At 37.3% G+C, this 14,419-nt stretch carries 14 protein-coding genes; 9 read left to right on the top strand and 5 right to left on the bottom strand.

Going from position 1 to position 14,419, the window contains the following annotated elements; translation table 11 throughout:
* Positions 1 to 88: 88 nt before the first annotated feature.
* A complete protein-coding gene (locus IQ282_RS03705; protein WP_194850566.1) occupies positions 89 to 463 on the top strand; it encodes a hypothetical protein in 375 nt (124 codons plus the stop codon).
* Here IQ282_RS03705 and IQ282_RS03700 read toward each other — a convergent pair.
* The gene (locus IQ282_RS03700; protein ID WP_194850565.1) at positions 460 to 2,010 is read right to left on the bottom strand and encodes an NAD(P)H-hydrate dehydratase; all 1,551 of its coding nucleotides are present in this window, start codon (positions 2,008 to 2,010) and stop codon (positions 460 to 462) included. The two genes, IQ282_RS03705 and IQ282_RS03700, sit on opposite strands and share 4 nt — an antisense overlap.
* 132 nt (positions 2,011 to 2,142) lie before the next feature.
* On the opposite strand from IQ282_RS03700, the gene gcvT reads away from it, so the two are divergent.
* Together gcvT and IQ282_RS03690 are read left to right on the top strand one after the other, a co-directional pair.
* Positions 2,143 to 3,228 (top strand): glycine cleavage system aminomethyltransferase GcvT, encoded by a 1,086-nt coding sequence (gcvT, locus tag IQ282_RS03695; protein ID WP_194850564.1) that lies wholly within the window; start codon positions 2,143 to 2,145, stop codon positions 3,226 to 3,228.
* Positions 3,229 to 3,234: 6 nt separating this feature from the next.
* Positions 3,235 to 4,047 carry a sugar nucleotide-binding protein gene (locus tag IQ282_RS03690; RefSeq protein WP_194850563.1) on the top strand — a complete coding sequence of 271 codons (813 nt, stop codon included), beginning with the start codon at positions 3,235 to 3,237 and terminating at the stop codon, positions 4,045 to 4,047.
* On the opposite strand, the gene IQ282_RS03685 is transcribed toward IQ282_RS03690, so the two are convergent.
* The 4 genes from IQ282_RS03685 to IQ282_RS03670 all read right to left on the bottom strand — a co-directional run bounded on the left by IQ282_RS03685 (position 4,040) and on the right by IQ282_RS03670 (position 8,614).
* On the bottom strand, positions 4,040 to 6,244 hold the full coding sequence (locus IQ282_RS03685; protein ID WP_194850562.1) for a PAS domain-containing sensor histidine kinase: 2,205 nt from the start codon (positions 6,242 to 6,244) through the stop codon (positions 4,040 to 4,042). The genes IQ282_RS03690 and IQ282_RS03685 overlap by 8 nt on opposite strands.
* A 274-nt stretch (positions 6,245 to 6,518) precedes the next feature.
* The gene (locus IQ282_RS03680) at positions 6,519 to 7,376 is read right to left on the bottom strand and encodes a TraB/GumN family protein (RefSeq protein WP_194850561.1); all 858 of its coding nucleotides are present in this window, start codon (positions 7,374 to 7,376) and stop codon (positions 6,519 to 6,521) included.
* Between the two features lie 86 nt (positions 7,377 to 7,462).
* Positions 7,463 to 8,305, bottom strand: a complete 843-nt coding sequence (locus tag IQ282_RS03675) for a 1,4-dihydroxy-2-naphthoyl-CoA synthase (RefSeq protein ID WP_194850560.1) — start codon at positions 8,303 to 8,305, stop codon at positions 7,463 to 7,465.
* A gap of 33 nt (positions 8,306 to 8,338) precedes the next feature.
* Positions 8,339 to 8,614 (bottom strand): hypothetical protein, encoded by a 276-nt coding sequence (locus IQ282_RS03670; RefSeq protein WP_194850559.1) that lies wholly within the window; start codon positions 8,612 to 8,614, stop codon positions 8,339 to 8,341.
* A gap of 216 nt (positions 8,615 to 8,830) precedes the next feature.
* Here IQ282_RS03670 and IQ282_RS03665 point away from each other — a divergent pair, with 216 nt between their 5' ends.
* The 6 genes from IQ282_RS03665 (at position 8,831) to IQ282_RS03640 (ending at position 14,411) form a co-directional block, all read left to right on the top strand.
* Positions 8,831 to 9,232, top strand: coding sequence for a DUF2452 domain-containing protein (locus IQ282_RS03665; protein WP_194850558.1), 402 nt, complete (start codon positions 8,831 to 8,833; stop codon positions 9,230 to 9,232).
* An 80-nt stretch (positions 9,233 to 9,312) separates the two neighbouring features.
* Entirely contained in the window at positions 9,313 to 9,678 is a 366-nt protein-coding gene (locus IQ282_RS03660) for a BlaI/MecI/CopY family transcriptional regulator (protein ID WP_194850557.1), read from the top strand.
* Positions 9,675 to 11,423: a M56 family metallopeptidase gene (locus IQ282_RS03655; RefSeq protein ID WP_194850556.1), complete on the top strand. Its 1,749-nt coding sequence runs from the start codon at positions 9,675 to 9,677 to the stop codon at positions 11,421 to 11,423. The genes IQ282_RS03660 and IQ282_RS03655 overlap by 4 nt, the downstream gene beginning before the upstream one ends.
* 34 nt (positions 11,424 to 11,457) lie before the next feature.
* On the top strand, positions 11,458 to 12,033 hold the full coding sequence (locus tag IQ282_RS03650) for a hypothetical protein (protein ID WP_194850555.1): 576 nt from the start codon (positions 11,458 to 11,460) through the stop codon (positions 12,031 to 12,033).
* 469 nt (positions 12,034 to 12,502) lie between these two features.
* Positions 12,503 to 13,702 (top strand): PQQ-dependent sugar dehydrogenase, encoded by a 1,200-nt coding sequence (locus IQ282_RS03645; RefSeq protein WP_194850554.1) that lies wholly within the window; start codon positions 12,503 to 12,505, stop codon positions 13,700 to 13,702.
* Positions 13,703 to 13,970: 268 nt separating this feature from the next.
* The gene (locus tag IQ282_RS03640) at positions 13,971 to 14,411 is read left to right on the top strand and encodes a c-type cytochrome (protein ID WP_194850553.1); all 441 of its coding nucleotides are present in this window, start codon (positions 13,971 to 13,973) and stop codon (positions 14,409 to 14,411) included.
* The last annotated feature ends 8 nt before the right edge of the window (positions 14,412 to 14,419 follow it).

Raw genomic sequence — 14,419 nt, 5'->3', positions numbered from 1 at the left:
TTAGCATGATAGACCGCAATCCGTTTATTGTTTAATTTTACATTGTTTCAGCATTTACCGACTACTTTTGTCCCCTTTTTAAGTGTACATGACAATTCAAAAATTAGATTTCGGATCTTTTCAGATTTATCCTAACATGATTATAGGTGAAATGTACCCTGGAGTACACATCGACAAAGACAAGAATCAATTGATATTAGATCTAATAAGATCTAATTTTCCTGGAAACACACCTTTTGGATATATTAGCAATCGTACTTTTAATTACAGTATCGATCCCATGGTTCACCACATCAATCGAGAGTTCTTAGATTTAAAGTGTTTCGCATTAGTGGACCCCAATGGGATAAAGCCTATGGCGGCTATAGAATCAAAGTTTTTTAATAAAGAATACTTTCAAACTTTCCATTCACTGGATGACGCTATCGAGTGGGTCAAATCCTTTCTGAGCAGCACTCCTTAATAATTTTCCTCTTTTATTTGGGATGCAACTGGTTCTTCTCTGCGAAATAACTGTAGTATAGCAGGCCCTATAAAATTAGATATGATTCCAGCTCGCAAGCCTTCATGTGCATAGGTTATTGATGCAACATCTCCCGCAGCCCCATGAATATAGACGCCAAAAACGGCTGCCATCAATGGCTCATACTTCTGCGCAATAAAAGCGGCGATGATTCCAGTTAAAACGTCACCACTTCCAGCGGTTGCCATACCGGGATTCCCACTGTCGTTGATGTAAAGATGATCTCCTAAAACGGTTATCGTGTGTGATCCTTTCAGCACTAAAATCACATCGTGCTTCTTTGAAAATTTAGAAGCTTTTTTCAAACGATCAATATCGTTTTTCCAGGATCCGAGCAATCTTTTTAATTCTCCATCATGCGGAGTCAATATTGAAGATGCCGGAACGAACTCCATCAGTTCCTTATGTTGAGCCAGGATGTTCAATGCATCAGCATCGATGACGATGGGCGATGACTGTTGTTTAATCGCTTTCGCGAAAGCGGAAACCACTCCATCTTCAAGACCGATTCCAGGACCTACACATAAATTATAATCCTGCAAGTTGGGATTGAAACCGGCAAGATGATCCTGACCACTATCAGAAATTGTCATCACCTCAACTATAGCAGATTGTAAAATATCACTACCGGATGCCGGTACATAAGCCGTTACTTTTCCAGCACCCGCATTTATTGCAGCTGTTGAAGAAAGTACTGCAGCTCCCATCTTTCCTTTACTACCAGCCATAACAAGCACATGGCCATAGTCTCCCTTGTATGTAAATTTTTCTCTAGGCTTATAAATATGCTTAGCTGCTTGTGGAGTAATTAAGGTCGCAAGTGGTTCTAAACCTTGTATATATTCTGGGTCTAAACCTATATCGATGACTTCAAAGCTGCCCGCAAAATTACCCGTCTGCGGTAGAAAAAAGGTAAGCTTAGGGTTATTGAAAGTGAAAGTATGATTAGCCTTTATAATTGCAGCATTTTTAGAGTATGCCTTTTCTGCAAACAGCCCACTAGGCATATCTATACTAATTATAAAGGCCTTTGAGACATTGATCTGCGTCACGAGATCTGCCATCCAGCCTTCAATAGCTTTATTTAAGCCTATCCCAAAAATCGCATCTATAACTATGTCACCGCTTTTTATCTCGGGAATATCATCGGTACAATCCAGCAATGTGGGCCAGTCATTTGTCACGCCCTTAATCAGGTCATAATTATAAAGGAAATCCTTTGATCTATGCTTACTACAATTCGTAACGAAAACCTCAACTTGATAACCGTGCTGGATCATATGTCTAGCAATGGCAAGACCATCACCACCATTATTTCCTATACCACAAAATACTTTTATAGGCACGATTGCTCCACCCAGCCGCTCGTGAATCTTATTGAAAACTAGAATAGAAACGCGTTCCATTAATTCATCACTAGTGAGGTGTTGATTCTTCAAGGTGGCACGATCTGCACGAGCCAGCTGTTGGGCTGTTAATAATTTCATAGGCCTATTTTAAATAAGCAAGTTACCACATAGTTGTCAAAAAAACCACGATACATAACGTGTGAGCTTCTATGAAATCTTCTGTATTACCATCATAATTTGATACCTTTGTTTACCATAAATTAAATAAGAATGAAGAATACCGCTCTGTCCAAAGTTCATGAATCTCTAGGTGCCAAAATGGTTCCATTTGCGGGTTATAACATGCCTGTTCAATATGAAGGAGTAACTGCTGAACATATAACCGTACGTAAAGATGTAGGTGTTTTTGATGTTTCTCACATGGGAGAGTTCCTTGTGGAGGGACCAAATGCTCTGGATCTTTTACAAAAAGTATGTTCAAATGATGTTTCAAAACTCACTGTAGGACGTGCACAATATTCCTATCTACCTAATGAAACGGGAGGGATTGTTGATGATTTGTTAGTTTATAAATTGAAGGAAGAGCAGTATTTATTAGTGGTGAATGCCTCTAATATTGAAAAAGACTGGGATCATATTTCAAAATTTAACGAGAGCATTAAAGCTGATTTGAAAGATCTAAGCGAGGAGTATTCACTGCTGGCAATTCAAGGTCCTAAAGCGGTGGAGGCCATGCAGTCGCTTTCTAGTGTAGATTTGTCTGCTATCAAGTTTTACAACTTTGAAGTTGCAACTTTTGCTGGAATTGATGATGTGATTATCAGCGCAACAGGTTATACAGGTAGTGGCGGTTTTGAGATTTACTGTAAAAACAGTGAAGTGGAACAAGTCTGGAGCAAAGTGCTGGAAGCTGGAGCAGGTTTTGGAATAAAGCCTATTGGCCTTGCGGCAAGAGATACCTTGCGACTAGAAATGGGTTTCTGTCTTTACGGCAACGATATTGATGATACTACAAGCCCACTGGAAGCAGGTTTAGGATGGGTAACAAAGTTTACTAAGGATTTTGTTAACTCAGAAGCCATTGCAAAACAAAAAGAAAGCGGAGTTAACCGCAAACTCATAGGCTTTACGATGGAAGAACGCGCCATACCACGTGGAGGTTATGTAATTGCAGATGTTGATGGCAACGAACTAGGAATTGTAACTAGTGGTACTATGAGCCCTTCTATGAATGTGGGCATAGGAATGGGCTATGTTCCTTCTTCCATGGGAGTTCCTGACACTAAAATATTTATACAAATTCGTAAAAAATTAGTTCCTGCAACAATAGTCAAGTTACCTTTCTATAAAGCTTAAATTTATTTGAAGAATATTTTAATAATAGGCGGTAGTGGTTTTGTGGGCAACGCGATCTATAAAGAACTGGCGCCTTATTATTCCGTTCACGCGACCTATTTTACCGACAATAAAATGTTGGAAAAAAATCGGCATTTCCATCAATTTGATATGGAAACGGAAGAGGTCTCTATCCTTCTGGATCAGTTAAAACCTCAATTTATCGTTAGCGCTCTGCGAGGTAATGTAAATGGCCAAATTCATTTGCATTATAAAATAATCGAATGGGTCCTGAAAAATGATTCTCGCATTATATTTCTTTCTAGCGCTAATGTTTTTGATCGCTTTACGAACTTTCCTAGTTATGAGTATGACAAGACATTTTCAGAAAGCATTTACGGTAGATTCAAAATAAAAATTGAAAATGGGCTGTTAAGACTGCCTAATAATAAATATTTAATTTGCAGAGTTCCAATGATATTCGGTGCGAAGAGTCCGCGAGTTCAGGAATTAAAGAAGCAAATATCCGCTGGAAATTCTATTGAAGTATTTCCTAATGTGGTTATAAATGCTACACACATAGACAAACTGGCACAACAGATTCATTATTTAATTAATAGAAGACGTAGAGGAATATTTCATTTAGGGAGTAAGGATTTGATTCATCACAGCGATCTTATTCAAGATATCTGCAAGAAACTAACGGAACAACCACCATTGTTTAAAAATGTTTTCGATTCTAATGAAGATAGACAGCTTTCTGTGCTCCCTAAAGACAACATTTTACCTAAACATTTACAACTTACTATTGAGGAAGTGATAAATAGAACTGTTATATAAATGTTTTATCTAAAGGTAGTGCTACTATAAAATTGGTAATTTTATAGGAATCTTTTGTTACGTGAATATATCCTCCTATTCCTTCCAAATATTTCATAGCAAAGGCAATTCCTAGACCTAACTTTTGAAACACAAGTGTGTTTTTAGTAGCATCTTGTTCATGCGATTGAAAAACAGCGTCAAGTTGCGTGGAAACTAATTGAGGACCTGATATTTTTACATTGATGACAGCATGGTTATCCTTTCGATAGGTAGATATAGAAAGATCGCTTCCCTTAGAAACTTTAAAAGAATAGTCTAATAGGTTTTCAAAAGCTTGTTTTAAAAATATGGGATCTGCGGTAATTGAAGTAGGCATCTCAAAATTCTTAAATGAAAAATCAAGATTATAAAGATCTGCACGATGCATTGTTCCTGAACGCATATTATGTAGAAAAAGTGACAAATCGATAGGTTCTTGTATGAAGTAAAAGTTCTTCTCGTATGATGGATTATTTATCATGCTGTCAAAAGCATGCATCAATTGGTCTGCTCCTTCTATTTGAGCCGCTATTAATTGATCCTCCTGATCAGCTATACTTTGTTTCTTAAAAATATTTTTAGTGGATTCAATCAGCTCATGAAAAGGCGTTTGTGCATCCTTTTCTATTTGTGAGAGAACGTTGTTTTTAAAATGATGTACTGTTTTCAATTTGTCTTGAAAAGATTTCAGATCTTCTTGCATCCTTACCTGATCTGTCAAGTCAAAAAGGTAGAATACAAAACCATCTATACGATTGGAATAATCCAGTATAGGTTTGAACAAACCTTCGTAACAGTTGCGGTTTTCATCAAAAAGATCTAAATAAACCTCTTTTCTATACTCCTGACCTTGATTTAAAACGCGTTCAATGATATTAAACTTAAGCAGATCATGATCACTTAGAATCTCTTTAAATAAAACTTTTTTGAGAATAGGATTGTAACCTAGTTTTTCTTGAAGTAATGAGCGCGTATTTCCATCCAACCCTGTGATAACCCCTTCCTTGTCCAGCAAAATACTGCGTACAAAGGTGTTTTCTAATAAGGTTTTCATGTGATACCTATGCTTATCCTGCATTTTAGTTAAGCGGTATTTATCTTCAACATCAATTAAATTTGCCACTAATTTAATAGGATCTCCATTTGAATCGAACACTTTAAATCCATGTACTTCAAAATGTCTGAAAGTATCATTCTGAGATTGTACCCGGAATGCATTTATATAGAAAACATCACTAGTTGCGATTTCTCTATTATGTTGCAATTGTGATTCCTTTCTATCTTCAGGATGCAAATGATTGATAAATTCTTCTTGAGATAGTTTATTCGGGAAATTCATTTTATCTGTAAAGGAATCGCTATACTCGATCTCATCATTTATAAGGTCGTGCGTAAAATAACCAGAGTTCATTGCCCTTAAGGCTAGTTGCATGTTAGCCCTAGTTTCTTCTAAATCTATTGTTTGCTCTTTATATTTAGTTATGTTCTGGCTGATTCCCTGGACAAAAGTCACCTCACCTTTATATACTTCTAATGTAGCTACAGAACGAACCCATATAATTTTATTAGCAGTAGTGATAAGTTTAATTTCGATGTCAAAAGGAAGATGCGACTCAAAAATATTCTTGATTGATTCAACCATTAACGCGCGACTATCTGGATGCACAAAATTCATGGCAGCTTCTTTACCTATCTTTCGATCTTTAGGAATTCCTAAAAGATTGTAAAAATATTCCGTGTAATGCATACGACCCTCTGAAGGAATATAGGACCAGCCACCTATTTCTGCAATAGCAGAGATGGTTTTAGAATCAGTATGAGCTACAACATCCTCTGTAATATTTATGCCTGCAACATAGATTCTATCACCATGAACTCCTATGTTGCATTTGAGATAAACCGGCTGTCCGTTTTCCTTAAAAAATTTAAGAGTTTTGGATGATTTTGATACGCACTTTTTTTCATCGTCATTGCATTCTGGCCATTCATCTTCTCGAGCTAGAATATCATAAATAGTATGATCATCAAAAAAAGATTCTTGGCGACCTACTGCTTCAAAAAATTCTGTATTAGCTTGTAATAATTTGGCATTATCATCCACTACCCAACAAATAACACAAGTATGAGTCATCATTTCTTGATAGGGGAACTCGCTTTTTTTTAAGTCATCAACCATATCAATATTTATTTATTACATCACCGTGGAGTTAATTTATAAATATTTCTAAAGATTTTACTTAAAAATGTGCTAATAGAACCTTTGAACTACATCTTTTGTGAAGTTTTGCCTAATTTTTATCTCAATTATAGAATGAGAAATGCAGACCAAGATAAAACATGTCTCAAATGAAAGGATGAAACAAGAATAAGAATTAAGCTGAGGCATCAGAATCTTTAAAAATTTTGAAGCATTAAACATAATCCTCCAAGTTCCTTTTTAATCTTCTCGCTTAATCAGCCAGTATAGGTGTCAACACATAGCCTTGTGTTCGCAACAAATTAATCACTCCGCGTTCACCAGCCAGATGGGCTGCTCCTACACCATAAAAAGCAGACTGTTTTTGTGCTATGGAAAGAATCCGCGGTATCCATTTTTGATTTCTGTTATCGAGTAAAGCGTTGCTGTTCTCCATAAAATTACTGCTCTCCTCTTTCATAATAAGCATAAGTGCATTTAAATCGTGTTTCATATATGCGTCTTGCATCCTCTTAAACACTGCTTTATCCAGTTTCCCATTATCATATGCTTTTTTTAATAACGACAATACTTGTTCCTTCAAAGGAATCTCATTAAAAGCATTGAATTGATCTTGGACTGCTTCAAGTCCCATTACCTCTTCCTCTTCTCTTTGAGCATGTGCCATCAAATTATTTTCTATGGATTGCATTGGACAGTCAAGCATGGAAGGAATGAGCAGACTCTCTACCATAAGAGGCACCATTTTATCAACCATAGAGAGTTGCATCTTTATCTGAGTATTCAAATATTCATCTAGAGTTTTTGATTCTTCCACTGTGAGGTATTTGGAAATGGATTCCCCCTCTGGAAGCATGATACCTTGCATCATTTCTGTTTGCAGTGTTGGGCTGTCCATATCTATTTCTAAAACGACTACATCTGTTGCATAGAGCGCTTTTTCAACATTAGGCGTAAGGCTTGCGTCACACAAAACATGCATGGTTCCTAGTATATAACTGGTCTCAATATCTTTACCTTCTAATTTCCACAATAAAGCATTTTGAACGGTTTGAGCATGGCTCAATTGTACGACTAGAAAGGCGGCAATAATAGTCAGTTTATTCTTCATTTTTTCATAGGTTATATGTCAACATCTCAAAGTAATAATCCCGAATTTAACCGGCACTCCATCAAAAGGTTTGAAAGACAATTGGATTAGGGTATCCAGCGGTCCTTTCCAAAGTCTGGTTTCCGCTTTTCAAGAAATGCATCCCGTCCTTCTTTGGCTTCGTCTGTCATGTAAATCAGTCTAGTCATTTCACCAGCAAAAACTTGCTGCCCTACCATCCCATCATCAGTAGCATTCAGTGCAAATTTTGCCATTTTGATCGCGGTAGGAGATTTTTCCATAATTTCTTGAGCCCAATCATAAGCAGTTTGATCCAGCTCTTCATGCGGGACAACGGCATTCACCATTCCCATGTCCATCGCTTCTTGGGCATTATAGTTACGTCCCAAAAAGAAAATTTCGCGTGCTTTTTTCTGACCTACCATTTTGGCCAGATAAGCACTTCCATAACCCGCATCCACACTGGCCACGTCTAGATCTGTTTGCTTGAAGATGGCGTGTTCTTTACTGGCAATCGTCATATCGCAAACCACATGCAAACTGTGACCACCGCCTACCGCCCATCCTGGTACGGCACAAATAACAACCTTAGGCATGAATCTTATCATGCGCTGTACTTCTAAAATGTTGAGTCTTCCGGTTCCAGAACTGTCTTTATAGCCGTCTTTTCCACGAGCATTCTGATCGCCACCGCTACAAAAAGCCCAGCCACCATCTTTAGAACTAGGTCCCTCACCAGTTAATACCACAACTCCTATAGAAAGATCTTCCTGAGCGTCATAAAAGGCATCGATCAACTCACTTACCGTTTGTGGTCTAAAGGCATTGCGCACTTCTGGCCGGTTGAAGGCAATTCTTGCAACGCCGTTGGCTTTTTTGTAGGTGAGGTCTTTGTATTCCTTGGCGGTTTTCCAGTTGATGCTGCTCATAGTTTTCAGTATTATATTCAAAGGTAAAACCTCCTATCCTTTAAACCATATTCTAATGATCTGGAAATTCTGTACAGATTGTCCACCGGTATAAAATTGGGTGGTTTGATCTGTTATAGCTTCAGATTTCTTATAAATATTAGGCAGCACCACGGTTTCCACGTTGATAATTTCCTTGCTGTAGTTCCTATGCATCCATTCGTTTGCACGATCTAGTGTTGCCCTAATGTTCTCATAAGAATGGATTCCCCAAAAAGATTTTTCCAGTACTTGAGGTTCAAAATCGATGTAATTGATGGTTGTCGTCATGCTTATAAGTTGTCAGGGAGTCTGCTTTGTTACACCTTATTTTGTTCGCTTTCGCGAAAGCGAACTACAACCAGATTCTCCCCTGGATAGAATACAAAAGCATTCCCATAATTTCTAATCAATAGGCAAAAACAGAAATGCCAGCTAGATATCAGCCGATTCACAAAATCCCGTTAGGACTTCAAGAACCTGCCGACTATCCCTTAAATTTGTGGTATGAGTGAAAATAAAAAACCAGATTCAGTAGTGTACGATTCAGAAAGCGGCACTTATAATGCTGCGTTATTACCTTATGCCAGTGGTGTGGGCGCTCCCAGAATTACGACTCCAGACATCACCTCATGGAAACAAAACAATATTAATAAGGTCAATCACGAGATTAAATCGCAATTTGACCAGCTCAAGGCCGAGTATGATGCGATGGTGAAAAAATTTGATGATAATCAGTTGGTTTACGGCGCTAAATTTTCCTTTGAACCTATCGTGGGAGAAACCTATCACCTTTATCAAGGTAAAGATGTTGTGTTTTTATCGGTTATTTCACCGCAGGAATGCCGCTGGGATTTTCTGGGAACCTACCGCCTAACTTCAGAAAAACTTTGGGAAGAGATCAAATGATCTCTTTTTATTTGAAATATTCAACTAAAATATTAGTTTAACTAGAAAGTTAGTTTATATTTGAACTAAACTTCCAGTTCATGAAAACACTAACTCAGGCCGAAGAGGAGATCATGCAGATCTTATGGCACCTGCAAGAAGCAAATGTTGCTGCCGTTATAGAGCAGATGCCAGAGCCTAAACCGGCTTACAATACGGTTTCTACCATTATAAGAATTCTAGAAAGTAAAGGGTTTGTGTATTACCGCAAGGAAGGTCGCGGGCACATCTACTTTCCTATGGTAGATCGGGATTCCTACTCTAGAGCTACTGCCGGGAAACTTGCAAGTAATTATTTTAAAGGATCTTACAAGAGTATGGTTTCCTTCTTTATGGAGCAGGAAAAACTGAGCGTTAAAGATTTAGAAGAAATTCTTGAAGAAATCAATAAAAAACCGAATTCATGATACACTTACTACATAGCTGTGTACTGGCGCTCGTTTTCTACTTGTTATACTACTTTTTCTTTAAAGGAACTCAAGGCTTTCAAACCCATCGCATATATCTGCTTGCAATACCTTTTGTTTCATTTTTATTGCCGTTGCTGGTGATCCCAGTTGATAATTTTATCATTCAGGATGCCATTGTGATGCAGGATACCGCCGCTGCTCCAGAGGTAATGATGAGTCTTAATAATGCTGCCTTTACAACCGTCCAGCCATCACAATTTGATCTGACAACCAGTTTGTGGACACTTTATGGTATAGGAACTGCCGCTGCCCTACTCCTATTCCTGTACAAACTCGCGCGTATTTATCAATGGAAAGAGGAAGGCCAGACCAGATATATAGATGGTTTCTATATAACGACGGTACATAAGTTGCCTACCGCATTTTCATTTTTAAACCATATTTATATCAACGACGCTTTCGCGAAAGCAGAATATGATCAGATATTATTACACGAAAAAACTCACGTAATAGAACGCCACAGCTGGGATCTTTTATTCTATGAAGCATTGCGCATTGTTTTCTGGTTCCACCCTATTTCTTACCTGGCCCAAAAAGAGCTCAAAATGATTCACGAGCATATCGCAGACGAGAAAACCATTGCTGTACACGGTAAAAAATCCTATTACGAGAACCTTTTAAAGCAAGTTCTGGACTGTCCTGACTTCTCATTTTCAAACCCATTTTTCAAATATAAAACCATTAAAACCCGAATAGCCATGACACAAAAAAACCAAATCTCCCGATTCCCAGTGCGCAAACTGCTCTGGATGTTACCCGTACTTTTTGCAAGTTTGACTTATACGGCTTGTACTACGGAACAGGAACCGGATGAAGAAATTACTGCAAAGACAATAGAATTAACTGATTTACCCACATTACAAGATCATGTGTATGGTCAAAAGGATTTCTATAAAGGAGTAACTGACAAAGAAAGATCTAAGCTCGAGAACATTTCTAAAGAAATGCCATTAAATTTTGAGAATGATAAGAAAGATCTTTACAAATCCATGCAAAAATTCTTGACAGATCCTGCTTATGCGGAATACCGAGCCATAAGTCAAAAAATTAGTAGAAATGGAAATACCGTGGTTCGTGATACAGAAAATAATAATTACATTTTAACCATTCATGAAACTCCCAAAGGAACACCTAGTTTCTCTGGAACTGGACCTATTGATCAAGCAAGAATGTCTAAAGAAGAGTATCTAACTTTTATTGCAGAGCAAAAAGCGAAATACGAGAACCAAGGTGAAAATAATGGATATGAAGAAATAGTGCAAACGGAAACAATCGAAGAAAACTTAAGTGCTCCAAGCAACAATGATACAAACCTAATAATACAAAATGGTGATGTTCCATTTGCCATAATTGAAGAGGTTCCTACTTATCCAGGTTGCACAGGAAATAATGCTGAGAAAAAGAAATGTATGCAGGAAAACATAACCAGGTTCGTAAATAAAAATTTCAATACGGGACTGGCTAACGACTTAAGTTTAACGGGTAAACAAACTATAGCTGTTCAATTTAAGATTGACAAGAATGGTTTAATTACTGGTGTTCAATCCAGAGCTAAAGCACCTGAATTACAGACAGAAGCTGCCCGTGTAATTAATATGTTACCTAAAATGAAACCTGGAATGCAACGAGGTAAAGAAGTAGGAGTAATATACGGACTGCCTATAATTTTTGAAGTGCAGTAATTACTCTATCTTAGTTTTTTAAATTTTAAACACTATGAATCAAGTATTCACCAATTCAAAATCTCAAATGCACAACCTAATATTCATCTTGATGCTATTGATTGCTGGAATATCCATCAATACAATTACTGCTCAAAAATTAAGTACTGAATCTTCGGTGTTACAAAACATTGAAAATGAAAAGGTACTCGATGGTTTTCAATTTGGGCAACAAGATATATACAGCGGTATTTCAACAGAAGCAAAAGAACTGGTTTTGAGAATTAGCAAAGAGTTTCCAGATGAGTTTATGGTGCGCAATGATAACAGCATGACTGGTGATGAGTATGAATTATACATAGCATCAATCAGAAACATACTCATCAATGGAGCTACCAGATTTGAAAATGATAACGGTACTCTTTCGTTACAAGTTATGGAACTGCCGAATGATCGCTATTTGTTCATCAAAACAAATCAGAGTGAAAATCAGCAAATGAATGGATCTGAATTCCTAGCGTATATAAAAGGTTGGGTTCTAGCTACTGGAGAAAAGTTTCATAAGGTGGAGTTGTCTGAAAATGATGATGCGAAAACTACTTACAAAATGGTAGCAAAGACAAAAAATTGAAAAGAGATACACACTCTTTCCTTATGAATATCTGAAGAACAAGTAGAGTCTTTCACCATTTAAAATTTAAACCTGAGCCGCAAGCTCAGGTTTTATTTCATAAATAAACTATCTAACTTTCAGCTTAATAAATAATAATACTACTTTGTTTTGCATAGTACTGTAACATATTAATAATTTGAGCGTCTATTAAGTATAACCTTAAAACAATAGTATTATGAAAGCTTCAAACACCTTTAACACGACCAAAGAATTGATCAACAAAAGATTCCGCCCAGAGAGAGGTTTCTCTGAGTCCTGGAATACCAGAAGAAGATATAAGTTGGCTTAATGCACACGTGCTTGTCGGCTAGCTTCGTTTTCTTATTTTACGATCCAAAATCCTTAAACTAATACATTTAAGGATTTTTTTATGCCACAAGTCTGTATTATCCAATGGTTCAAAGTATTTTTAAAGAAATATCTTGTTATGAAAAATTCTCTGCTGCTATTCTGTATGTCTGTACTTTTATTTTCTTGTAAAAAGGAATTCAGTGAAAACAGAACTCTTGAAGTATTGCCAGATTCTATTTCTGACAACACCACTATTTTACCTGTTTCAGTAAATCAGGATATTCCAGAAGTAGAAAACATACCTTTAATTGAAGATCAAAAAAACTATACCATAACTCCAGTAGTAGAAGGGTTAACAAATCCATGGGGAATGAACTGGTTACCTAACGGTGATTTGATTTATACAGAAAAAGAAGGGAAACTTTACCGCTACGACGGTACAAAATCTACAGAAATTAAAAATGTTCCTGACGTTTATATTCGAGGACAAGGTGGACTGATGGATGTTACTGTTCATCCAGATTTTAATGCTACTAATATCATTTACATATCTTACGCTAGTTCTAATTCTGGAGATGGCGGGAATACTACAATTGCAAGTGCCGTATTAGTTGAGGATGCGTTAACTAACTTAAAAGTACTTTATAAAGCATCACCTGATACTAAGAAAGGGCAGCATTTTGGCAGCAGGTTTGCCTGGGGAACAGATGGCAAGTTATTCTTTTCCATAGGTGAGCGTGGTGAACGTGATGTGAATCCGCAAGATCTAACTCGAGATGGAGGTAAAATTTACAGAATTAACGATGATGGCAGCATTCCTGAGGATAATCCATTCGTGGGAATTCTAGATGCTAAAACAGCTGCTTACACTTATGGAAATAGGAATCCGCAAGGGTTGTTGCGCCATCCAGTTACCGGTGAGATAATGGCAAATGAACACGGCCCGCGCGGTGGTGATGAAATTAACATCATCAAACCAGGCGTGAATTATGGCTGGCCTGTAATAAGTTACGGTATCAATTATAGCGGTAGCTCCTTCACTGAAATAACTGCTAAGGAGGGAATGGCACAACCCATCTATTATTGGGTTCCCAGCATCGCCCCCAGTGGTTTTGCAGTAATCAATGATGAATCATATGGCGACTGGAATGGTAGTTTATTAGTAGGTAGCTTAAAATTCCAGTATTTAGAAATGCTCTATATGAATGGAAATAAAGTCACTAAGCGAGAAAAAATAGCAGACGGCATCGGTAGGTTGCGCAATGTGCAGACTGGCCCAGATGGCAAAATTTACATAGGCGTGGAAGGAAAAGGAATATATAGAATCACAAAATAACTTTAGATTAGCATAGCGAAATCTGAAGAAAAAAAGTTGGGTAATACTAGCTATTTTTTTAACGCTGTACCTTATTGTGATTGTGATTAAAGTTTAATTTGAGCTTCTTTTTCTGTTTTGGACTCCTTTAAATTTCAGTTTCAGTTTTAAGAAAGCGAAACGCCTTAATATCTATTTACAACAACTAGCATTTAAACTATTTACTACTTCTTAATACGTAATACTTAATACGCTTAACTTTTAAACTTTGAACCCTAAACTCCAAACTATGAAATACTTATCCCTGCTTCTCATAATATTTCTTTTTTCAAGCTGTAAAAATGAAACCGAATATCAATCGGAGATCGGTAGCACTAACGTTGAAAAAGAAGTGTCGCAAGATCCCTTAACATTGAGTGTAAAACGCGGTAAAGAGATTTATGGCGAGTTGTGCATTACCTGTCATCTTCCTAGCGGCAAGGGTGCGCCAGGAGCGTTTCCACCACTCAATCCTTCTGACTGGTTGACGGATCGACGCACAGAAAGCATCCATGCGGTCAAATACGGACTTAAAGGAGAAATAGTGGTGAACGGCCAGCCTTACAATAGTATCATGATGCCTTTAGGTCTAGACGATCAAGAAGTGGCAGATGTAATGAACTATACCATCCAAACCTGGAATAAGGGAGAAATGGTAACTGTTGAAGAGGTAGCCGCTGTATCAGAATAGTTGAGCGC

The organism is Nonlabens antarcticus (genome assembly GCF_015356755.1).
Lineage (GTDB): Bacteria > Bacteroidota > Bacteroidia > Flavobacteriales > Flavobacteriaceae > Nonlabens > Nonlabens antarcticus.
The sequence above is the reverse complement of the archived record's forward strand: the minus strand, read 5'-3'. Positions and strand labels throughout refer to the sequence as shown.